The sequence below is a fragment of the Azospirillum fermentarium genome (genome assembly GCF_025961205.1).
GTDB lineage: Bacteria > Pseudomonadota > Alphaproteobacteria > Azospirillales > Azospirillaceae > Azospirillum > Azospirillum fermentarium.
Genome location: NZ_JAOQNH010000003.1, coordinates 496,500 through 517,735, shown reverse-complemented (window position 1 = coordinate 517,735; position 21,236 = coordinate 496,500). Strand labels below are relative to the sequence as shown.

General features: G+C 68.7%; 23 protein-coding genes. 16 read left to right on the top strand and 7 right to left on the bottom strand.

What is annotated here, in order from left to right:
* Positions 1–22: 22 nt before the first annotated feature.
* Entirely contained in the window at positions 23–874 is an 852-nt protein-coding gene (gene tauD, locus M2352_RS22580; protein ID WP_264666786.1) for a taurine dioxygenase, read from the top strand.
* A 120-nt stretch (positions 875–994) separates the two neighbouring features.
* Here tauD and M2352_RS22575 read toward each other — a convergent pair whose 3' ends face one another.
* The 3 genes from M2352_RS22575 to M2352_RS22565 are packed head-to-tail and all read right to left on the bottom strand — an operon-like array spanning position 995 to position 5,583.
* Positions 995–1,357: a rhodanese-like domain-containing protein gene (locus M2352_RS22575; protein ID WP_264666785.1), complete on the bottom strand. Its 363-nt coding sequence runs from the start codon at positions 1,355–1,357 to the stop codon at positions 995–997.
* A 12-nt stretch (positions 1,358–1,369) separates the two neighbouring features.
* On the bottom strand, positions 1,370–4,564 hold the full coding sequence (locus M2352_RS22570; protein ID WP_264666784.1) for an efflux RND transporter permease subunit: 3,195 nt from the start codon (positions 4,562–4,564) through the stop codon (positions 1,370–1,372).
* On the bottom strand, positions 4,561–5,583 hold the full coding sequence (locus M2352_RS22565) for an efflux RND transporter periplasmic adaptor subunit (protein WP_264666783.1): 1,023 nt from the start codon (positions 5,581–5,583) through the stop codon (positions 4,561–4,563). The genes M2352_RS22570 and M2352_RS22565 overlap by 4 nt, the downstream gene beginning before the upstream one ends.
* 81 nt (positions 5,584–5,664) lie before the next feature.
* Between M2352_RS22565 and M2352_RS22560 the strand changes: the two genes are divergently transcribed.
* The 5 genes from M2352_RS22560 (at position 5,665) to M2352_RS22540 (ending at position 8,646) form a co-directional block, all read left to right on the top strand.
* Positions 5,665–5,997 (top strand): ArsR/SmtB family transcription factor, encoded by a 333-nt coding sequence (locus tag M2352_RS22560; protein WP_264666782.1) that lies wholly within the window; start codon positions 5,665–5,667, stop codon positions 5,995–5,997.
* Positions 5,994–6,197: a YgaP family membrane protein gene (locus M2352_RS22555; RefSeq protein WP_264666781.1), complete on the top strand. Its 204-nt coding sequence runs from the start codon at positions 5,994–5,996 to the stop codon at positions 6,195–6,197. The genes M2352_RS22560 and M2352_RS22555 overlap by 4 nt, the downstream gene beginning before the upstream one ends.
* A gap of 19 nt (positions 6,198–6,216) precedes the next feature.
* Entirely contained in the window at positions 6,217–6,570 is a 354-nt protein-coding gene (locus tag M2352_RS22550) for a carboxymuconolactone decarboxylase family protein (RefSeq protein ID WP_264666780.1), read from the top strand.
* A 394-nt stretch (positions 6,571–6,964) separates the two neighbouring features.
* Positions 6,965–8,005 (top strand): AbrB family transcriptional regulator, encoded by a 1,041-nt coding sequence (locus M2352_RS22545; RefSeq protein WP_264666779.1) that lies wholly within the window; start codon positions 6,965–6,967, stop codon positions 8,003–8,005.
* Between the two features lie 80 nt (positions 8,006–8,085).
* A complete protein-coding gene (locus M2352_RS22540) occupies positions 8,086–8,646 on the top strand; it encodes an EVE domain-containing protein (RefSeq protein ID WP_264666778.1) in 561 nt (186 codons plus the stop codon).
* Here M2352_RS22540 and M2352_RS22535 read toward each other — a convergent pair.
* A complete protein-coding gene (locus M2352_RS22535; RefSeq protein ID WP_264666777.1) occupies positions 8,601–10,646 on the bottom strand; it encodes an alpha-1,4-glucan--maltose-1-phosphate maltosyltransferase in 2,046 nt (681 codons plus the stop codon). The genes M2352_RS22540 and M2352_RS22535 overlap by 46 nt on opposite strands.
* A 213-nt stretch (positions 10,647–10,859) precedes the next feature.
* On the opposite strand from M2352_RS22535, the gene M2352_RS22530 reads away from it, so the two are divergent.
* Positions 10,860–11,726 (top strand): polyphosphate kinase 2 family protein, encoded by an 867-nt coding sequence (locus M2352_RS22530; RefSeq protein WP_264666776.1) that lies wholly within the window; start codon positions 10,860–10,862, stop codon positions 11,724–11,726.
* Between the two features lie 17 nt (positions 11,727–11,743).
* Here M2352_RS22530 and M2352_RS22525 read toward each other — a convergent pair whose 3' ends face one another.
* Positions 11,744–12,280 (bottom strand): VOC family protein, encoded by a 537-nt coding sequence (locus M2352_RS22525; RefSeq protein WP_264666775.1) that lies wholly within the window; start codon positions 12,278–12,280, stop codon positions 11,744–11,746.
* Between the two features lie 139 nt (positions 12,281–12,419).
* Between M2352_RS22525 and M2352_RS22520 the strand changes: the two genes are divergently transcribed.
* The 6 genes from M2352_RS22520 to M2352_RS22495 all read left to right on the top strand — a co-directional run bounded on the left by M2352_RS22520 (position 12,420) and on the right by M2352_RS22495 (position 16,439).
* Positions 12,420–12,905 carry a MarR family winged helix-turn-helix transcriptional regulator gene (locus M2352_RS22520; RefSeq protein WP_264666774.1) on the top strand — a complete coding sequence of 162 codons (486 nt, stop codon included), beginning with the start codon at positions 12,420–12,422 and terminating at the stop codon, positions 12,903–12,905.
* Between the two features lie 25 nt (positions 12,906–12,930).
* The gene (gene fahA, locus M2352_RS22515; RefSeq protein ID WP_264666773.1) at positions 12,931–14,250 is read left to right on the top strand and encodes a fumarylacetoacetase; all 1,320 of its coding nucleotides are present in this window, start codon (positions 12,931–12,933) and stop codon (positions 14,248–14,250) included.
* A 4-nt stretch (positions 14,251–14,254) separates the two neighbouring features.
* The gene (gene maiA, locus M2352_RS22510; RefSeq protein ID WP_264666772.1) at positions 14,255–14,899 is read left to right on the top strand and encodes a maleylacetoacetate isomerase; all 645 of its coding nucleotides are present in this window, start codon (positions 14,255–14,257) and stop codon (positions 14,897–14,899) included.
* 114 nt (positions 14,900–15,013) lie between these two features.
* Positions 15,014–15,316, top strand: a complete 303-nt coding sequence (locus tag M2352_RS26525) for a rubredoxin (protein WP_319802063.1) — start codon at positions 15,014–15,016, stop codon at positions 15,314–15,316.
* Between the two features lie 37 nt (positions 15,317–15,353).
* The gene (locus tag M2352_RS22500; protein ID WP_264666771.1) at positions 15,354–15,806 is read left to right on the top strand and encodes an Lrp/AsnC family transcriptional regulator; all 453 of its coding nucleotides are present in this window, start codon (positions 15,354–15,356) and stop codon (positions 15,804–15,806) included.
* 6 nt (positions 15,807–15,812) lie between these two features.
* Positions 15,813–16,439 (top strand): LysE family translocator, encoded by a 627-nt coding sequence (locus tag M2352_RS22495; protein WP_264666770.1) that lies wholly within the window; start codon positions 15,813–15,815, stop codon positions 16,437–16,439.
* An 8-nt stretch (positions 16,440–16,447) separates the two neighbouring features.
* Here M2352_RS22495 and M2352_RS22490 read toward each other — a convergent pair whose 3' ends face one another.
* The gene (locus M2352_RS22490; protein WP_264666769.1) at positions 16,448–16,582 is read right to left on the bottom strand and encodes a hypothetical protein; all 135 of its coding nucleotides are present in this window, start codon (positions 16,580–16,582) and stop codon (positions 16,448–16,450) included.
* Positions 16,583–16,893: 311 nt separating this feature from the next.
* Here M2352_RS22490 and M2352_RS22485 point away from each other — a divergent pair, with 311 nt between their 5' ends.
* The 3 genes from M2352_RS22485 to M2352_RS22475 all read left to right on the top strand — a co-directional run bounded on the left by M2352_RS22485 (position 16,894) and on the right by M2352_RS22475 (position 20,100).
* Positions 16,894–17,853: a patatin-like phospholipase family protein gene (locus tag M2352_RS22485; RefSeq protein ID WP_264666768.1), complete on the top strand. Its 960-nt coding sequence runs from the start codon at positions 16,894–16,896 to the stop codon at positions 17,851–17,853.
* A gap of 119 nt (positions 17,854–17,972) precedes the next feature.
* Complete coding sequence (locus M2352_RS22480) at positions 17,973–19,166, top strand: phosphoglycerate kinase (protein ID WP_264666767.1); 1,194 nt, start codon at positions 17,973–17,975, stop codon at positions 19,164–19,166.
* A 148-nt stretch (positions 19,167–19,314) separates the two neighbouring features.
* Entirely contained in the window at positions 19,315–20,100 is a 786-nt protein-coding gene (locus M2352_RS22475; protein ID WP_454464572.1) for a transglutaminase-like domain-containing protein, read from the top strand.
* Between the two features lie 7 nt (positions 20,101–20,107).
* On the opposite strand, the gene M2352_RS22470 is transcribed toward M2352_RS22475, so the two are convergent.
* Positions 20,108–21,235, bottom strand: a complete 1,128-nt coding sequence (locus tag M2352_RS22470; RefSeq protein ID WP_264666765.1) for an ABC transporter permease — start codon at positions 21,233–21,235, stop codon at positions 20,108–20,110.
* Position 21,236: the final 1 nt, after the last annotated feature.

The following is a 21,236-nucleotide window of genomic DNA, read 5'->3' as shown; positions in this document are numbered from 1 at the left end:
CACACACGAACGAGGCGGAACCATGCCCGACACCGCGATTTCCACCCTGACCATCGACCCCGTCAGCCCGGCCATCGGCGCCGTGGTCACCGGCATCACCCTGTCCCGCCCCCTGTCGGATGCCCAGGCCGCCGCCCTGGAACAGGCGCTGGTCACGCATCAGGTGCTGTTCTTCGAAAACCAGCCCCTGACCCCGGCGGAGCAGAAGGCGTTCGCCGCCCGCTTCGGCGACCTGCACATCCACCCCGTCTATCCCAACGTGCCCGAGCAGCCGGAAATCATGGTGCTCGACACCGGGGCGCACAACCCGACCGACAACGACGTCTGGCATACCGACGTGACGTGCATCGACACGCCGCCGGCCATCGTGGCGCTGTCGGGCAAGCGGTTGCCGCCCCACGGCGGCGACACGGTGTGGGCCAGCAACATCGCCGCCTACAACGCCCTGTCGGAGCCGCTACGCGCCCTGCTCGACCCGCTGAAGGCGCTGCACGACTTCACCCGCTCGTTCCCCGAATGGCGCCACAACGGCGACCCGGAAACCCACGCCCGGTGGAAGGCGGCGCGGGAGAAGCACCCGCCCGTCGTCCACCCCGTGATCCGCACCCACCCGGTGACCGGGGCCAAAGCGCTGTTCGTGAACGAGAACTTCACGTCCCGCATCGTCGGCCTGACCGACCGGGAAAGTGCGGCGATCCTGGATTTCCTCTACGACCACATCAGCCGCCCGGAATTCACCGTGCGCTGGAAGTGGAAGGCGGACGATCTGGTGATCTGGGACAACCGCTCCACCCAGCATTACGCGGTGAACGACTATCTGCCGCACCGCCGCGTGATGCATCGGGCGACCGTGCTGGGGGACCGGCCTTACTGATCCATTGGGCTACCGCCCAAACCCGTTTGGAGGTTGGCACCTCCAAACCTCCGCTCTTTTTATAAAAAGAAAGGGGGTTTGGGGGTCACCCCAAACGGGGCCGGGGCGGTAGCCCCGTACTCACTCCACCGCTCCCCCCGCAGCCCGCCACGCGGCAAAGCCGCCGGACAGCCGGTGGATGGTTCCCTGATACCCGGCGGCCAGCATCTTTTCCGCCGCCGGGCCGCAGCGGCGCCCGGCCTGGCAGTGGAACACCAGCTCCTTGCCCGGCACCGCCGGCACGCGGGCCGGGTCGAAGGACGACAGCGGCACCAGCACCGCCCCCGGAATATGCCCGGCGGCGTGCTCGTGGGGTTCGCGCACGTCCACCACGACGGCGCTGCCATCCCTCAGCCAGCCCATCACCGTTTGCGGATCGGCGAAACGGATGGGACCGTCGGACGAGTCACCGCCACCGAAGATGCGGGAGAAAAAGGCGCTCATAGGCAATGCTCCTTACGCTTGGGAGGAAGAGGAACGGCCACCGCGCAGCACGACGTAAATGGCCGGGATGACCAGCACCGTCAGCGCCGTCGAACTGAACAGCCCGAACAGCAGCGAGATGGCGAGGCCCTGGAAGATCGGGTCGGTCAGGATGAAGGCGGCGCCGATCATGGCCGCCAGCGCCGTCAGCACGATGGGCTTGAAGCGGATGGCGCCGGCCTGCAGCACCACGTCGCGCATGGGCGCCCCCGCCGCCTGCAGATGGCGGATGAAATCCACCAGCAGGATGGAGTTGCGCACGATGATGCCGGCCAGCGCGATGAAGCCGATCATCGACGGGGCCGAGAACGGCGCCCCCATCAGCCAGTGCCCGGCCAGGATGCCGATCAGGGTCAGCGGCACCGGCACCAGGATCACCAGCGGCAGCTTGAAGCTGCCGAACTGCGCCACCACCAGCAGATAGATGCCCAGGATCGCCACCCCGAACGCCGCCCCCATGTCACGGAAGGTGACGAAGGTGATCTCCCACTCCCCGTCCCACAGCACCGACGGGCGGCTTTCGTCCAGCGGCTGACCGTGCAGGGCAATGGGCAGGTCCGGGGCCAGTTCCCGCAAACGGTCCTGCACCGCCATCATGCCGTAAATGGGCGCCTCGAACCGCCCGGCCAGTTCCGCCTGCACCATCTCGGCAAAGCGCCCGTCGCGGCGGAACAGGGGGAAGGAGGCCGGCTCGCGGGTCATGGTCACCAGATCGCCCAGTTCCGGCGCGCCGCGGCGGGCGGGCACGGGCGTGGACAGGATGCGTTCCGACACGAACAGGTCCGCCGGCGGCAGCCGCACGGCGATGTCCACCGGCGCCCGCCCGGCGCCCTGATGGGAATAGCCCACCGACACCCCGCCCATCAGCGCCTGGAGCGTGTCATAGACCGCCTGTTCCTCCACGCCGAAGAACTCCAGGTTTTCGTGATTGAGGGCGAAGCGCAGCCGTTCGGCAGGCATGTGAAAGCTGGTGTCCACGTCCACCACGAAATCCACCTGACGGAACGCCGCCTCCACCGTGCGCGCCGCGGCGCGGCGGGCCTCGGCGTCGGGGCCGTAGACTTCGGCCAGCAGGGTTGCCAGCACCGGCGGGCCGGGGGGCACCTCCACCACCTTCACCACCGTGCCGGCGGGCAGCGGCAGATCCGCCAGCCGCGTGCGCACGTCGAGCGCGATGGCGTGGCTGGCCCGCGCCCGCTCGGCCTTGGACCGCAGGTTCAGGTGCAGATCCCCCTGCCACGGGCGGGCGCGCAGGAAGGAATGGCGCACCAGCCCATTGAAATTGAACGGCGCCGCGGTGCCGGCATACGCCTGGACGCTCACCAGTTCCGGCAGGGTGCGCAGGCGCGCGGCGGCGGCGAACAGCACCCGCTCGGTGTCCTCCAGCGCCGCCCCGTCGGGCAGGTCCACCACCACCTGAAGCTCCGACTTGTTGTCGAAGGGCAGCAGCTTCACCCGCACGGCCTGGGTGTAGAACAGGCCGGTGGACAGGATGGTCGCCCCGCCCACCAGCAGCAGGAACGTCCACGCCCGCGCCTTGCTCGCCACGATGGGGGCGGCGACGGCGGTGTAGAAGCGCCCGAGGCGCCCGCCGTTTCCGGCATCGTGGCCGTGCCCGCCGGGGGCGGTTTCGCCGGGGCGCAGCTTCACCATCAGCCAGGGCGTCAGCACCATGGCGACGAAGAAGCTGAACAGCATGGCGGCGGAGGCGTTGGCGGGGATGGGGCTCATGTACGGCCCCATCATCCCCGACACGAACATCATGGGCAGCAGGGCGGCGACCACGGTCAGGGTGGCGACGATGGTGGGGTTGCCCACCTCCGCCACCGCCTCGACGGCCGCCTGCAGCTTGGAGCGCCCGTCCTTCATGGACCAGTGGCGGTCGATGTTCTCCACCACCACGATGGCGTCGTCCACCAGGATGCCGATGGAAAAGATCAGCGCGAACAGACTGACGCGGTTGATGGTGTAGCCCATCAGCCACGACGCGGCCATGGTCAGCAGAATGGTGGTGGGGATGACCACGAACACCACCACGCCCTCGCGCCAGCCGATGGCCATGGTGACCAGCACCACGATGGACACGGTGGCGAGCGCCAGATGGAACAGCAGCTCGTTGGCCTTATCGTTGGCCGTCGCGCCGTAATCGCGGGTGACGGTGACGTCCAGTTCGTCCAGCACCGGCAGGTGGATGGCGTGCAGCCGCGCCAGCGCCTGTTCCGCCACCACCACGGCGTTGGCCCCGGCGCGCTTGGCAAGGGCGATGGTCACCGCCGGCACCCGCGGCATCTCGGCCCCGTCCCCTTCCGGCGTCATGTGCCACGCCCGCGCGTCGTCGGGCCGCGCCCCCACCACCACGGTGGCCACGTCCTTCAGATAGACCGGGCGCCCATCCTGGGTGGTCAGCAGCAGCAGGCCGATGTCGGGAACGCCGCTCAGCGTCTGCCCCGCCGTCACCGGCACCGACCGGCCGCCGTCGCGCACCGCCCCCACCACGAACGAGCGGTTGGCGTTCTTCACCTTGTCCACCAACTGGTTCAGCGTGATGCCCAGCAGCGCCAGCCGCTCCGGGTCCGGCTCCACCCGGATCTGGTCGGGGCGGCCACCGACCATATAGGTCAGGCCTACATTGTCGGTCTTGACCAGTTCGGCCAGAAGCTGGTCGGCCACGTTCCACAGGCCGTTGTCGGTCCAGCGCGCCGCCGCCTCGCGCTTCGGCGACAGGGTGAGCGTCAGGATCGCCACGTCGTTGATGCCACGCCCGACCACCAGCGGCTCGGGAATGCCGATGGGCAGGCGGTCGTAATTGGCGCGCAGCTTTTCATGCACCCGCAGGATGGCCTCGTCCGACACGGTGCCGGCCAGGAAGCGCGCCGTCACCACCACCCCGTCGTCGGCGGTCTGGCTGTAGACGTGCTCCACCCCATCGATGGCCTTGACGATCTCCTCCAGCGGCTTGGTGACCAGTTCCACCACGTCGGGTGCGCGCAGGCCGTCGGCGCGCACATGGATGTCCACCATGGGCACGCTGATCTGCGGCTCCTCCTCCCGTGGCAGCGACATGAGCGCCACCAGCCCGGCGGCCAGCGACAGCAGCAGCAACAGCGGCGTCAAGGGGGAGCGGATGAAGGTCCGTGTCAGCAGCCCCGACAGGCCCAGCGGCGTCATCGCGTCCCCTCCGGCAGCACCAGTTCATCGCCGGGGTGCAGGCCCGAGAGGATCTCCACCCCGCCCGTCGTTTCATCGACCGCCGGCACCGCCCGGCCCACCCGCACCACCACCGTGCGCCCGTCGGCCAGCCGCACGGTGTCGGCCCCCAACTGGCGGGTGACGAAGGCGGCGGGCACCACCGTGGCCGTCCGCTGGCCGGTGGCGACCAGCACCCGCACCCGTTCACCGACGAAGGTGCCGTCCAGCCCCGCCACCACCGCATCGGCCACCACCTGCCCGTCCACCAGTTCGGGATAGACCAGGGTGACCGTGCCGCGGGTCAGGCTGTGCGGTTCGGGCGACAGGCCGCGGTCGCCCACCAACACCGGGTCGCCCACATGGATGAAGCGGGCGTGGCGTTCGGGCAGGCGCAGCCGCAGCACCGTGCGGTCGGTGGCGAGCGTCGCCACCGCCTCCCCCGCCATCATCACGGCCCCGTCCACCGCCGGCACCGCCAGCACCCGGCCCGCCGCCGGGGCCAGCACGTCGCCCTCGCGCGTCTGCTGCTCCACCACCGCGCGGTCGGCGGCCATGGCCGCACTCTGGGCCTTCAGCACGTCGAGTGCGGTGCGAGCGTCGTCCAGCCTCTGCTGGCTGCCGCTGCCGGTGGCCCGCAGTTGCGAGGCGCGGTCCAGGTCCATCTGGGCCTGACGCATCTGCGCCTGAAGCGAGGTGAGGCGGGCGTCGAGGGCCGCGCGCTGCAGCGCCAGTTTGGGATCGCGGACGGTGGCGATCACCTGCCCCTCCGCCACCCGGTCGCCCTCGCGCACCGTCAGCCCGTCGAGCGTGCCGGCGATGCGGGTGCGGGCCTTGACCTGCCGCACGCTTTCCACGGTGGCGAACACGGCCTTGAGATCCTCCACCGGGCGGCTGATCACCGTCCAGCGGGTGGGCGGCGGTGCATCCGCGGCGGACGGCGCGCTGACAGCCGTCAATGACAGCAGCAGCGCCAGGGGCAGGATGAAACGGTCGGTCATGGACGGAACCCGGCGGGCGGTTTGAAGAGGGGGCGATACGGACGCTTGACCATTAAATAAGATCACTCTAATTTAGAGTCAATGAATACGAATTTCCCCCCCGACGGGCTGCGGCCCGCCGTCCGGCTCTTGAAGGCGCTGTCGAGCGAACCGCGCCTGATGATCCTGTGCGAGTTGGGGACGGGGGAACGCAGCGTGGGCGAGCTGGTGGCGGCGGTGGGGTTGAGCCAATCGGCCCTGTCGCAGCATCTGGCGCGCCTGCGCGCCGACGGGCTGGTCCGCACCCGGCGCCAGTCCCAGACCATCTATTACGCGGTCGCCAGCCGGGAGGCCGCGGACGTCATCGCCGTCCTGGCCGGGCTTTTCTGCCCCGGCAAGGCCGGCGGCCAGCCCGAAAGGACCGACATTCCATGAGCATCGACCGCATCGTCATGGCCTTTGCCGGCACCGTGATCCTGGTCAGCCTCGCCCTGTCACAGTTCCACCATCCGGCATGGCTGTGGCTGACCGCGTTCGTGGGCGCCAACCTGTTCCAGGCGGCGTTCACCGGCTTCTGCCCCCTGGCGATCATCCTGAAGCGTCTGGGTGCCCGCCCCGGCGTGGCCTTTTCCTGAAGAAAGAGGACCGAACACCATGCACAAGAACTGGCCGCAGATGGCGACGGAACTGTCGGGTGCCCTGCGCGAGGTGCGCGGCGGCGCGCCCGAGGTGATGAAGGCGTTTTCCGGCATCGCCCAGGCGGCGCTGAAGGCCGACGCGCTGGACACCAAGACCAAGGAACTCATCGCACTCGGGATCGCCGTCGCCATCCGCTGCGACGGCTGCATCGCCTTCCACGCCGAAGCGGCGGTGAAGCAGGGTGCGACCCGCGACGAGGTGATGGAAACCATGGGCATGGCGATCTACATGGGCGCCGGCCCCTCGGTCATGTACGCCGCCCAAGCGGTGGAGGCGTTCGACCAGTTCACGGCGAAGGCGGCGGGGTAAGCCGGGGCCACGAGGCCGGGTTACCATCCCTCCTCGCCGGGGGGGGCGCTATGCTCATATCGTGTAACATGTTGATGTAAAATAACTTTTCATCGTCATCCCAGCGAAAGCTGGGATCCAGAAGGTGTTTCCTAGGCCAAAACCTCGGGGGATTCATATCGCCGCTGATCGCAGCTCACGCCTGGATTCCCGCTTTCGCGGGAATAACGATGAAATAAGATGTTTTATATCAATGAATTAAAGATCTGTGCAGTGCGTAGCCCCGGGGGGAGGGGAGAGATTGCGCGGCCTTGTTACCTTGGGTAACCCAGCCCTGCAAACACCGCGGGCGGCGGGCGGGGGCGGGGCCGGTACACTCCGCACCCCCAACCGTATCCCAGCCGCCGACCGCCCCATGCCAGCCTTGCCCCCGGCCCTCCGCACCGCCGCCACCGTCGCCCTGACGCTGGCCATCGCGTTAACGGGGGGCGGGCTGTTCACCCTGGCCGGCATCCCGGCATCGTGGCTGATGGGGGGCATGGTGGCGGTGGCCGCCGGCGCCGTCGGCGGGGCGCCGCTGCTGATGCCGCCGCGCGTGGCTGCCGGGGCCTTCGTGCTGCTCGGCGTGTCCATGGGATCGGGCATCACCCCGGACATTCTCGACCAACTGGCCCGCTGGCCGCTCAGCATGATGCTGCTGGCCGTCGCCGTGCTGGTGTCCATGGCCGCCAGCGCCCAATGGCTGGAGCGGGTTCACGGCTGGGACCGCGCCACCGCCGCCTATGCCGCCGTGCCCGGGGCGCTGGGCATGGTGCTGGCCTTCGCCGCCAGCAGCAACGCCAACCTGCGCCGGGTGGCGCTGGCCCAGAGCCTGCGCCTGTTCACCCTGGTCATCGCCATGCCGTGGATTCTGACGTGGCTGACCGGGGCCGGCGGGCACCTGACCGCCATGACCGCCCAAGGGGCGGGGCTGCGCGACACCGCGCTGATGCTGGCCGCCGCCACGGCGGGCGGGTGGATTCTCACCAAGCTGCGGGTGGGGGGAAGCTGGCTGATGGGCGCCATGCTGACCAGCGCCATCCTGCACGGCACCGGCACCGTGCACCACAACATGCCGGTCTTCCTGCTGGTGGCCGGCTTCACCGCCACGGGGGCGGTGATCGGCAGCCGGTTCCGCGGCGTAACCATCGGCGCCCTGCGCGCCGACCTGCGCCCGTCGCTGGAAAGCGTGGGTCTGGCGATGGTGCTGACGGCGGGATTCTCGGCGCTGGGGGCGCACCTGCTGTCCCTGCCCTTCGGACAATTCTGGCTGGCCTACGCCCCCGGCGGGGTGGAGGCGATGGCGGTCATGGCCTTTTCCCTGGGGCTGGACGCGGCGTTCGTCGGCACCCACCACATCGTGCGCATCATCGGGCTGACGGCCCTGCTGCCGGTGTGGGCCAAGCGGCCAGGCTGAAACGCTGCTGACAGGAACTGACAGCAGCGGCCCCTAGGATCGGCGGCATCGGACACCGCCTACGAACAGGAGCCGCCGCCATGACCACCGCCATCCCGCCCGCCCTCTTCCCCATCCCGCCCGCCGCCCGGCGGCACTGGATCGCGGTGGCATCCGCCGAGCATGTGCGGATCGGGCGGGCCGGGGGCTTCATGCAGGTCTGCCATGGGAAGGAGGCGCCGCTGCGCCGCATCCGCCCCGGTGACCGGGTGGCCTATTACTCCCCGACCGAGGTGTTCCGCGGCAAGGACCGGCTGCAATCCTTCACCGCGGTGGGCGAGGTGCTGGCCGGCACCCCCTACCCCTTCGACATGGGCGGCGGTTTCGTGCCCTACCGCCGCGACGTGATGTGGGTGGCGGCGGCGGAAACCGCCCCCATCCACCCCCTGCTCGACCGGCTGGAGTTCACGGCGGGCAACCGCAACTGGGGCTATCAGTTCCGCTTCGGCCTGTTCGAGGTCAGCGCCCACGACCTGTCCCTGATTGCCTGGGCCATGAACGCCGGAGCCATGAACGCCGGTCCGGGCGTGCCCGCGGAACAGGCCGTGGCGGGGGATCAGCCCATGCGTGCCATGCGCCAGAGCCCGGCGGGGTTGCTGTAGGGGTCGAGCCATACATGCTGCACCTTGCCCGTCCACACGAAGCGGTGGCCGGACCACAGATCCTCCACCGCCACCGAGGCGTCGTCGGACAGGCCCAGTTCCCACAGCGGCACCTCGAACCGGCATTCCTGGGCGTTGTGGGGGTCCAGGTTGACCACCGCCACCACCACGTTGTTCCGGTCGGGCGTCATCTTGGCATAGGCCAGCATCCAGTCGTTCCAGGCGTTGAGGAACAGCAGGTTGGTGAAGCTCTGCAGCGCCGGGTTCTGATGGCGGATGGCGTTCAGCCGGGCGATATAGCCGCGGATGTTGCCGGGCCGGTCCCAGTTCCAATGGCGGATCTCGTACTTTTCCGAATGGTTGAACTCCTCCTTGCCCGGATAGGGCTCCGCCTCGCACAGCAGATAGGGGGCGTAGAGGCCGTAGCTGGGCGACAGCGTGCCGGCCAGCACCGCACGCGCCATGTGCGCCCCCCGCCCGCCGCGGCTGAGCGCCGGGGGCAGGATGTCGGGGGTGGTGGGGAAGAAGTTGGGCTGCATGAAATCCGACGGCCCGTGGGTCAGTTCCCACAGATACCCGCTCAGCTCCTCCTTGGTGTTGCGCCAGGTGAAATAGCTGTAGGACTGGCTGAACCCCAGCTTGGCCAGCCGCTGCATCAGCTTGGGCCGGGTGAAGGCTTCGGCCAGGAAGATGGCGTCGGGGAAGTCCCGCCGCACCTCGGCGATCAGCCATTCCCAGAACGGGAACGGCTTGGTGTGGGGGTTGTCCACACGGAAGATCCGCACCCCCTCCCGGCACCAGAACAGCACCACGCCACGCAGCGCGAACCACAGGTCCGGGTAGGACTCGCGGTAGAAGCTGACGTTCACGATGTCCTGGTACTTCTTCGGCGGGTTCTCGGCGTAGCGGATGGTGCCGTCGGGGCGCCAGTAGAACCATTCGGGATGTTCCTTGATCCACGGATGGTCGGGGGAGCATTGGACGGCGAAGTCCAGGGCGATTTCGATGCCCTGGCGCCCGGCCTCGGCCACCAGGGCGCGGAAATCCTCCAGCGTGCCGATCATGGGGTCGATGGCGTCGTGCCCGCCCTCCTCCGCCCCGATGGCATAGGGCACGCCGGGATCGGCGGGGCCCGGGTTCAGGCTGTTGTTCGGCCCCTTGCGAAAGGACCGCCCGATGGGGTGGATGGGGGGGAAATAAAGCACGTCGAACCCCATGTCCCGCACCATGGGCAGCAGCCCGGTCACATCGCGCAGCGTGCCGGGCCGCCCCGGATCGGGCGATGCCGAGCGGGGGAAGATCTCGAACCATGTGGAAAACCGCGCCCGCTGGCGGTCCACCCACACCTGCAGATCGCGGGTGTAGCGGGACAGGTAGGCCCGTTCCCCATGGGCCGCCATGGCCGCCCGCGGTTCGTCCGACAGGGCATAGGCGATGAGATCGGCACCCTGGAGCGTGTGGAACCGCTCCACGATGGCCTCCAGCCGCATCCGGGCATCGCCGTGGTTCTGCCGGGCCGCCTGTTCGATGAAGCGGCGGCCCTCGATCACCTCCAGGCCCACATCCAGGCCGGCGTTGACCTTCTTCGTGAAGTCGGCCCGCCAGCTTTCCCACACGTCGCGCCACGCGGTGACGGTGTAGGTGACCAGCGTATTGCGGGTCAGCGGCACATGCCCCACCCAGCGGTCGTTGTCCACCAGGGTCATGGGCACCTCGGCCCACGCCTCATCCCCCTCGGCACGGAAAAGCACGGCGGCGCCCAGGACGAAGGTGCCGTCGGTGTAGATGTCGGCCCACACGTCCAGCGTGTCGCCCACCACCCGCTTCACCGGGAAACGGCCGCCGTCCAGTTCGGGATAGACGTCTTCGATGGTGATGCGGTCCGCGGCGAGAGCGTCCATCCGGTGATCCGACGAACGGGCATGGGACCGGACGTCGGGGGAGGTTCCGGTCCCGGTGTCCGGGTGCCGGAGCCGCGGGCCGGCGGCGGTGAAGGTCATGCGTCTTTTCCCTGTTCATCCCTGCGCTCAACGGGATGCGGCACGTCCCGCGGCAAATCTTCCCCTTGACGCCGGGCACCGCCACGGGTGCCAATCGGCCAAGGGAAAGCCGCCGCCGCAAGCGCGCATCCCTTAGCCGGGGTAACCCGCCCAACGGCGGGAAAGTTCCCGGCGGCCCCGCCGAAGCCCAGGGTTACGAGGAAGGGAACACCCATGCCCGCCGATAAGAACGCCGCCGACAGGAACGGCCAGACCAGGAACGGCAAGATCCGCCTGGACAGGATCGACATGGACGCCGGGCGGCTGAAGAACCGGGAGGAATACGACAAGCGCCTCGCCAAGCTGCAAAAGGAGCTGCTGCACATCCAGCAGACCTATTGGCACTCCAAGCGCCGCGCCATCATCGTGTTCGAAGGCTGGGACGCCGCCGGCAAGGGCGGCTGCATCCGCCGCCTGACCGAACCGCTCGACCCCCGCGGCTTCCACGTGTGGCCCATCTCCGCGCCCACCAAGGAGGAGCAGGGCAAGCATTACCTCTACCGCTTCTGGACCCGGCTGCCGGCCCCCGGCGGCTTCGCCGTCTTCGACCGCTCGTGGTACGGGCGGGTGATGGTGGAGCGGGTGGAGGGCTTCGCCACCAAGGACCAGTGGAAGCGCGCCTACGGCGAGATCCGCGATTTCGAAAAGATGCTGACCGACGACGGTGCGCGCATCATCAAGCTGTTCATGCACATCACCCCCGACGAGCAGCTCAACCGTTTCCGCGAACGGCTGACCAACCCCTACAAGCGCTGGAAACTGACCGAAGAGGATCTGCGCAACCGGGCGCGCTGGGGCGATTACACCAAGGCCGTCGAACAGATGTTCGACGAGACCTCCACCCCCAACGCCCAATGGCACGCGGTGGGCGCCAATTCCAAATGGACCGCCCGCATCCGCGTGCTGGAGATCATCACGGCGGCCCTGCGCGAGGGCGTTGACATCACCCCGCCCCCCATCGACCCCGAGATGGCCGAAGCGGCGGCGGAGGTGCTGGGGGTGCATGTCAGCACCCTGTTGCGGGCGGCACCGGGGGAGTGAGACACCCCCGTTTTTCCTCAGTCTTCGAATTCCTTTTGGTGGAGCCACGAGGCTTGGGTCACGACCTTCTTGTCCCGGCTCCATTCGTCCAGCATCACCGGGGCCAGCGCCTTGAGTTCGGCCATCTGCTCGGGCGTGCCGGTCAGGCAGGTCAATTCCAGCCGGTGGCCGTTGGGGTCGAAGAAATAGATGGACCTGATGATGCCGTGATCGGTGGGACCGACGACGGCGATGCCGTGGGATTCCACCTCCGCCTTGGCGGCCATCAGCGCCGCCTCGTCCGCCACGCGGAAGGCGATGTGCTGCACCCACAGCGGCGTGTTCTCGTCCCGGCCCATGGGCGGCGAATGGGGCACCTCGAAAAACGCCAGGATGTTGCCGTTGCCCGCATCCAGAAACACGTGCATGTACGGATCGGGTTCCTTGGTGGAGGGAACGCGGTCCTCCGAAATCGCCACCAGGAAATCCATGTTCAAAACCCGGCGGTAGAACTCCACCGTTTCACGGGCGTCCTTGCAGCGGTAGGCGACGTGGTGGATCTGTTCGATGCGCATGAGGCGGTTCCTCTCTTTAGAAACCATGTAATTTATTGCATCGGTGGCTTTCCCGTCTTAAATGATTTCAAGTGAAATCATCGTCAAGGGGGCGCGGATGTGGTTTCATCAGCGTGTTCCCCCGTCCGAGCGTCCACCGATGACCGTCCCCGCCGTCCTGCTGAAACTGACCGCCTTTCTGCCCTACCGCCTGTCGGTGCTGGCGAACACCATCAGCCTGACGGTGGCGCGGCTGTACGAGAAACGCTTCGGCATCACCATCCCCGAATGGCGGGTCATCGCGGTCTTGAGCGGCGGACGCACGCTGAGCGCCAGCGAGGTCGCCGCCGCCACCGCCATGGAGCGGGTGCAGGTCAGCCGCGCCATCGGACGGATGCTCGATTCCGGCCTGATCCTGCGGGAAACCGGCGATGACGACCGCCGCCGCGCCGACCTGACCCTGACCGCCAAAGGTGCCGCCATCTATGACGAGATCGCCCCCCTGGCGCTGGCCTATGAAACCGAACTGACCGCGGCCCTGTCGGCGGGCGAGATGGAACAGCTCGACCATCTGCTGGGCAAGCTTCAGGCCCGTGCCGCCGAACTGGCCGCCCGCCCGCGCGACGGCCACCGGGACGCACCATAATAAGAAAACAAAGGGAGGATCATCCATGACCGCAAACCCCGATCCCCACACCGATCCGGCCACCGATCCCAACGATCCCCGCCGCCGCTCGTTCGTGCCGGTGGCGGCGGACAGCCATTTTCCCATCCAGAACCTGCCCTTCGGCATCTTTTCCACCCCCGCCGACCCGGAGCGGCGGGTGGGGGTGGCGATCGGGGACCGGGTGCTGGACCTGAGCGTCATCGCCGCCGCCGGGCTGTTGCCGGCGGAAGCCGATGCCGACGTCTTCACCCAGAGCAGCCTGAACCCCTTCATCACCAATGGCCCGGCGGTGTGGCGGTCGGTACGGACGGCGGTGTCCCATCTGCTGGACGCCGAAACGCCCACCCTGCGCGACGACACGGCCCTGCGTGCCCGCGCACTGGTGCCCATGGCCGATGCGCGGATGCACCTGCCCGTCGAGGTGGGCGGCTACACCGATTTCTATTCCTCGCGCCATCACGCCGCCAACGTGGGCCGCATGTTCCGTGGGGCGGACAAGCCACTGCTGCCCAACTGGCTGCACCTGCCGGTGGCCTACAACGGGCGGGCCAGTTCGGTGGTGGTCAGCGGCACCCCCATCCCCCGCCCGCTGGGCCAGACCATCGCACCGGGGGAGGAGACGCCACGCTTCGGCCCCTGCACCAAGCTGGATTTCGAGCTGGAAACCGCCTTCGTCGTCGGGGTCGGCAACCCGCTGGGCGTGCCGGTGCCGGTGGACGACGCGGAATCGCGCATCTTCGGCGTGGTCCTGCTGAACGACTGGAGCGCGCGCGACATCCAGCAGTGGGAGTACGCCCCCCTGGGGCCGTTCAACGCCAAGAGCTTCGGTACCTCCATTTCGCCGTGGGTGGTGACGCTGGACGCGCTGGAGCCGTTCCGCGTGCCGGGGCCGGTGCAGGAGCCGGAACCCCTGCCCTATCTGCGCGCCCAAGGCGACCACGCCTTCGACGTGGCGCTGGAGGTGGCCGTGCGCCCGGCGGGGGACGAGCGGACCACGACGGTGTGCCGGTCGAACCTGCGCCATCTCTATTGGAGCATGGCCCAGCAACTGGCCCACCACACGGTGTCGGGCTGCAACACGCGGGTGGGCGACCTGATGGCCTCGGGCACCATCAGCGGGCCGGAACCGGAGTCCTTCGCCAGCCTGCTGGAGTTGACCTGGAACGGGCGCGACCCGCTGACGCTGGCCGGCGGCGTGACCCGGACGTTTCTGGAGGACGGGGACGCGGTGACCATCACCGGCTGGTGCCAGGGCGACGGCTACCGCATCGGGTTCGGCACCGTCGGCGGGCGGATCCTCCCCGCCCCGCCCATGAAAGGATAAGGCCATGGATGTCTACGGCTATTTCCGCTCCTCCGCCGCGTTCCGCGTGCGCATCGCCTTGAACCTGAAGGGGCTGTCGCCGGACCTGCACTTCATTCACCTGCGCAAGGGGGACCAGAACACCCCCGCCTACCGCGCCATCAATCCCCAGGGGCTGATCCCGGCGCTGGTGGATGACGACGGGACGTGCCTGACCCAATCCCTGGCGATCATCGAGTATCTGGACGAGCGCCACCCCCACCCGCCGCTGCTGCCCACCGACCCGGCGGCCCGCGCGCGGGTGCGGGCCGTCGCGCTGGCCATTGCCTGCGACATCCACCCGCTGAACAATCTGAAGGTGCTGAACCACCTGCGCGATGCCTTCGGCATCGACGACGCCGGGCGGCAGCGCTGGTACGCCCATTGGATCGCCGAGGGGCTGACGGCGGTGGAAGCCCTGCTGGCCGCGTCCCCCGATACCGGGCCGTTCTGCCACGGCGCCAGCCCAACCATCGCCGACATCGTGCTGGTGCCCCAGGTGTTCAACGCGCAGCGCATGGATTGCCCGCTGGACGCCTATCCCACCATCCGCACCATCGTGGAGCGGTGCCGCGCCCTGCCCGCCTTCCACGACGCGGAACCGGCACGGCAGCCGGATGCGGAGCCGTAAATTTCTCTTCCATGACAGTCACTTGAAGTTTTCATGACCACCCCGCCGGCCCCTCCCCGGCGGGACGGCGGCACGTTATGGTGGCGCCGTCCATGGTGATGGGGGATGCGTGTCATGATCGATCTGATGACCCGGCTGGCCCGGCGCAACATGCTGTTCCTGCTGGCGGGGGCAACGGTGTGGTTCGGCGGTGCACCCGTGCCGGCGGCGGCGGACGACCCGCGGCTGAAACAGCGCTGGCGCTGCGGCGGCGGCGATTGCCCCGGCTATGAATACGACCCCATTCCCGGCGACCCCGAGCACAACGCCCCCGCCGGCACGGCGTTCGAGGATCTCGACCCCGACTGGTTCTGCCCCCGCTGTGGTGCGGGGAAAGTGGAATTCCGCCGGCTGCCCGCGACAACAGCCGCAAAATAAACTGTTCAAAATCGAATTTACCGCATATTATCTGGTCATGGACGAGATTGACCGGAAAATCCTGGCGCACATCCAAAACGATGGTCGCGCCTCCTATGCCGAGGTCGGCACGGCGGTGGGCCTGTCGGTGTCGGCGGTGAACGACCGCATCCGCAAGCTGACGGCCCAGGGCGCCGTCACCGGCTGGGGTGCCCGCGTGGCCCCACGGGCGGTGGGGCTGGACATCCTGGCCTTCGTTCAGGTGCTGCTGGAACGGCCGGAGCACGACATCGGGTTCCGTGCCGCCATCGCCGCCCTGCCCGCGGTGCAGGAATGCCATCACGTCACCGGGGAATGGTCGTACCTGCTGAAGGTGCGGGTGAGCGACACCGCCGCACTGGAGCGGTTTCTGGGCGAATCCCTGAAGACGCTGCCGGGCATCGTGCGGTCCCACACCGTGATCGCCCTGTCCTCGCCCAAGGAAACACCGGTCCTGCCACTGGAGGAATGAACCGTCATGGACACCGAAGGAATGGGCGTGCTGCTGCGCGGGCTGGTGATCGGCGTGTCCATCGCAGCACCTGTGGGGCCGATCGGGCTGCTGTGCATCCGCCGGTCGCTGGCCGACGGCATGGCGGCGGGGCTGGTCACCGGGCTGGGGGCCGCCACGGCGGATGCCGTTTATGGTGCCATCGCCGGATTCGGGCTGGCCGCCGTGTCGGCCCTGATCCTGGAGGCGCAGGTGCCGTTGCGGCTGGTGGGCGGGTTGCTGCTGCTGTGGCTGGCCTGGGGCACGCTGCGGGCCGAGCCGCCGTCGGCGGCGGCGCGGGTGGACGGCGGACGGGGGCTGGCCGGGGCCTTCGCCTCCACTTTCTTCCTGACGCTGGCGAACCCGGCGACCATCATCAGCTTCGCCGCGGTGTTCGGAGCGCTGGGGGTGGGTGGGGCCGGGGGCGGCACCGCCGCGGCGGCCATGGTGATGGGCGTGTTTCTGGGGTCGGCGCTGTGGTGGCTGATCCTGACCGCCGGGGTCGGGCTGGTCCGCGCCCGCGTCACCCCGGCCCTGATGCGGTGGATCAACCGGGCGTCGGGGGCGGTGCTGGGCGGGTTCGGGCTGGCGGCGCTGGCGTCCCTGGCGGTTTAGCCGCCTGCTTAAAGCCCGGCCATCAGCACCAGCGGCGAGCCGGCGGTCATGACGGCCCCCACGAGCAGGGCCACGGCGAACACCCGTTCGCCCGCCGACCAGCGGCGCCAATCCCCTTTGAAGCTCTTGAGGTCACGGCTCATGGCACTTCCCTCCGGTTCCCAAGGTTGCGGCCTGTCTGATGGCATAGTCCCCCCACCCCCTTTCCGAGTGGTTAACGGAAAAAGGTTCTAGGACCATCTACTACCTTATTGCCTCAAGCCTACCCCTTTTGGCCGGGACGCCAGGGGCCGACACCGTGAAGATCGGGCGCGCGAAAGAGGGGCGCCATCACACCGACGGAGGTCCAGAAGTCGGCGTCCGATGGGAGTAGCGGTCCACCCTTGCCGTTCCGATGGGAGGAGCGCCACATAAAGCGTCACCTGACGGCATCCCAAGAAAGGCGAAAGCCTCCATGACGAAGCAGAAGATCGGCCTGGCCCTGGGCAGCGGGGCCGCCCGCGGCTGGGCGCACATCGGCGTGCTGAAGGCCCTGGACGAAATGGACATCGAGGCGGAGGTGGTGGCCGGCACCTCCATCGGCGCCTGCGTCGGGGCGGCCTGGCTGACCGGACAGCTCGACGAGTTGCAAAGCTGGGCGCAGGGCATGGGGCTGCTGGGCATGCTGGGGGTCATCGACGTGACCTTCCGCAAGGGCGGGCTGGTGGCGGCGGAACGGATCTTCGACCGCTTCCGCAACCCGGCCACCGACGTGCGCATCGAGGATCTGGACAAGCCCTTCGCCACCGTCGCCACCGACCTGACCACCGGGCGGGAGATCTGGCTGCGCGAGGGGCCGCTGCTGGATGCGGTGGCGGCGTCCGCCGCCATGCCGGGGGTGTTTCCCGCCGTGCTCAACGAGCGGCGCTGGCTGGTGGACGGGGCGCTGGTCAACCCGGTGCCGGTCTCGCTGTGCCGGGCGCTGGGGGCCGACGTGGTGATCGCGGTCAACCTGAACAGCGACATGACCACCCTGCCCCGCCCGGTCCCCCACCTGGAGCCCCCACCGGAGGACCAGGAGCCGGAACCGGCGCGGCCCGGCACCCCGCTGGCCGCCCTGACCGGGCAGGTGGGCGCGTGGCTGGGCCGCCGGCCAGGGCGGCGCACCCGTTTCATGGCCCGCCAGATTGCCGAAACCACCCCGCCCCACCCATCCCCCAACGTGATGGAGATCGTCACCGGCTCCATCGACATCATGCAGGACCGCATCACCCGGTCCCGTCTGGCGGGAGAGCCGCCCGACGCGCTGATTTCGCCCAAGCTGGGGCACATCGGCATCATGGATTTCGACCGCGCGGCGGAAGCGGTGGACATCGGCCACCGCACCACGCTGGCCATGCGCCCGGCCATCGACATGGCCCTGCGGCGCGCGTAAGCGCCGTTTGATGCCGGGGGCGGCCTTTCACCCCGTTGCAAAGCGGGCGCGGCTGTGCTTGGCTCCCGGCCAAACGTCCCCCCGCGGATCACACCACGAAGAGCAACAGGGAACGCGCCATGAGCGATTTCAACACCATCGACGACCTGAACGTTTCCGGCAAGACCGTGCTGGTGCGTGCCGACCTGAACGTGCCGATGCAGGACGGCCGGGTGTCCGATACCACCCGCATCGACCGTCTGGCCCCGACGCTGAAGGAACTGGCCGCCAAGGGCGCCAAGGTCGTCATCCTGTCGCACTTCGGCCGTCCCAAGAACGGGCCGGACGCCAAGAACAGCCTGCGCCATGTGCTGGCCGATCTGTCCGCCGCCGTGGGCCAGGACGTGGCCTTTGCCGAGGATTGCGTCGGCGATGCCGCCAAGGCCGCCATCGCCGCGGTGCCGGCGGGCGGCATGGTGCTGCTGGAGAACACCCGCTTCCACGCGGAAGAGGAAAAGAACGAACCCGGCTTCGCCAAGGCCATCGCCGAGCTGGGCGACCTCTACGTCAACGACGCCTTTTCCGCCGCCCACCGCGCGCACGCCTCGACCGAGGGCGTTGCCCACCACCTGCCCGCCGCCGCGGGCCGGCTGATGCAGGCGGAGCTTGAAGCGCTGACCAAGGCTTTGGAAAAGCCCGAGCGCCCGGTGCTGGCCGTGGTTGGCGGTGCCAAGATCTCCACCAAGCTGGACCTGCTGGGCAATCTGGTGAGCAAGGTGGACATGCTGGCCCTTGGCGGCGGCATGGCCAACACCTTCCTGTTCGCCCAGGGCACCGACGTCGGCGGCTCGCTGTGCGAAAAGGACATGGCCGACCAGGCCCGCGCCATCATGGAAAAGGCCAAGGCCGCCGGCTGCGAGCTGCTGCTGCCCAAGGATTTCGCGGCGGCCAAGGAATTCAAGGCCGGTGCGGCCAACCGCACGGTTCCGGCGGACGGCATCGCCGCCGATGAGATGGCGCTGGACGTCGGCCCCGCCACCGTCGAATTCCTGAAGGCCAAGATCGCCACCGCCAAGACCGTGGTGTGGAACGGCCCGCTGGGCGCGTTCGAGATCGCGCCGTTCAACGCCGGCACCAACGCCGTGGCGGCCATCGTCGCCGACGCCACCCAGGCCGGCACGCTGCTGTCGGTGGCCGGCGGCGGCGACACCGTGGCCGCCCTGGCCGCAGCGGGCGTGGAAGAACGCTTCACCTACGTCTCGGCGGCCGGCGGCGCCTTCCTGGAATGGCTGGAAGGCAAGGAACTGCCGGGTGTCGCGGCGCTGAAGAAATAAACCGCCGGTTTTTCGGAAAAGGGGGCGCACCGGCAACGGCGCGCCCCTTTTCGTTTGGATGTTTCGTGCATTGGGGCGTTAATCGGGTTCCGGCGGCAACGCCTCATCACAGAAAGACGGCTCCATGCGCCTTCGGCTGGGTTGCGAAATGAGCTACGACTTTCCTCAGCCGACGCCGATGATCGTCATGCTGAACGTGCATTATTCCCGCGTCGGTGCGCTGGAACGGCCCGATCATCTGCTGACCACGCCGGCGGTCCCCATCCACAGCTACCGCGACAGCTTCGGCAACTGGTGCAGCCGTCTGGTGGCCCCGGCGGGGCGCTTCACCCTGCGCACCGATGGGGTGATCCACGACGATGGCGCCTCCGATCCGGCGGCCCCCGGTGCGGTGCAGCACCCGGTGGAGGAACTGCCGGCGGAAACCCTGCTGTTCCTGCTGGGCAGCCGCTATTGCGAAACCGATGTGCTGTCGGACGAGGCCTGGCGGCTGTTCGGCACCACACCGCCCGGCTGGGCGCGGGTGCAGGCGGTGTGCGATTTCGTCCACAACCATGTGACCTTCGGCTACCAGCATTCCCGCGCCACCCGCACCGCGGCGGAAGCCTACCGGGAAAGGCACGGCGTGTGCCGGGACTACACCCATCTGGCGATTGCCTTCTGCCGCTGCCTGAACATCCCGGCGCGCTACTGCACCGGCTACATCAGCGACATCGGCCAGCCTCCGCCCTATGCGCCCATGGATTTCGCGGCGTGGATGGAGGTCTTCCTGGGTGGGCGCTGGTACACCTTCGATCCCCGCAACAACGATACCCGGTTCGGACGGGTGCTCATCGCCCACGGGCGCGATGCCGCCGACGTGCCCCTGACCCACACCTTCGGCCCCAACACCCTGTCGGGGTTCCAGGTGTGGATCGACGCGGTTCCCGCCTGACCGGCCTTCACCGCTCCGCCGCCAACTGGCGGCGGACGCGGGCGAGGCTCCAGGCGAAGAACAGGGCGCCGCCCGCCGCCGTCGCCGCCAGTTGCGGCCACACCACACCCAGCCCGGCGTGACGGAACAGCACCGCCTGGGCCAGCGCCACGTAATGGGTGGACGGCACCGCCTGCATCGCCGTTTGCAGCCATTGCGGCTCACTTTCCAACGGCGTGTTGGTGCCCGACAGCATGTTCATGGGCAGCACGATCAGGATGAACAGCAGCCCCAGTTGCGGCATCGACCGCGCCACGGTGCCCAGGAAGATCCCCAAGGCGGTGGCGAAGAACAGGTAGAGCGCGGTTCCCAACAGGAACAGCCACACCGGCCCGGCCAACGGCACCCCCAGCAGCAGCTTCAGCACGCCATAGAGCGACACCGCGGTCAGCAGCAGGATCACCGCACCGTTGGCCACCACCTTGGCGGTCATGATCTCCACCGGGCGCACCGGCATGACCAGCAGGTGTTCCAGCGTGCCGTGCTCCCGCTCGCGGATCAGGGCAGCGCCGGCCAGCAGCACCGCCAGCATGGTGATGTTGTTGAGCAGCGCCATCACGCCGGTGAACCACGAGGAATTCAGCGCCTCGTTGAACGCCACCCGCACCTGGATGCCCACGGGAGGGTCGGCGGCCGGGGCCTCCCGCCGGGCGAAGCGGGCGATCTCGTCGTCCAGCAGGCCGGCGATATGGCCGGCGCCGATGCCCGCCTGCATGATGGCGGTGGCGTCGATCAGCAACTGCACCGCCGGCGACCGCCCGGCCAGCACGTCGGACTGGAAGTGCGGCGGGATGTCGATGACGAAGGTGTAGCGGGCGGTATCCATCCCCCGGTCAATGGCCTGGGGGGCGATGGGCACCGGCGGTTGGAATTCCGGGCGGCGGAACACCTCGGCCAGCCGGCGGGACAGGGGCGAGCCGTCCTCGTCCACGATGGCGAGGGCGGCGTTGCGCACGTCATGGGTGATGCCGGTGGCCTGGCTGTAGACGGCGAAGCTGAAGGAATAGACCACGAAGCCCAGCATGAACAGGTCGCGGAACAGGCTGATCCACTCCTTGCCCACCAGAACCGCCGTGCAGCGCAGGAATCGTGTCATG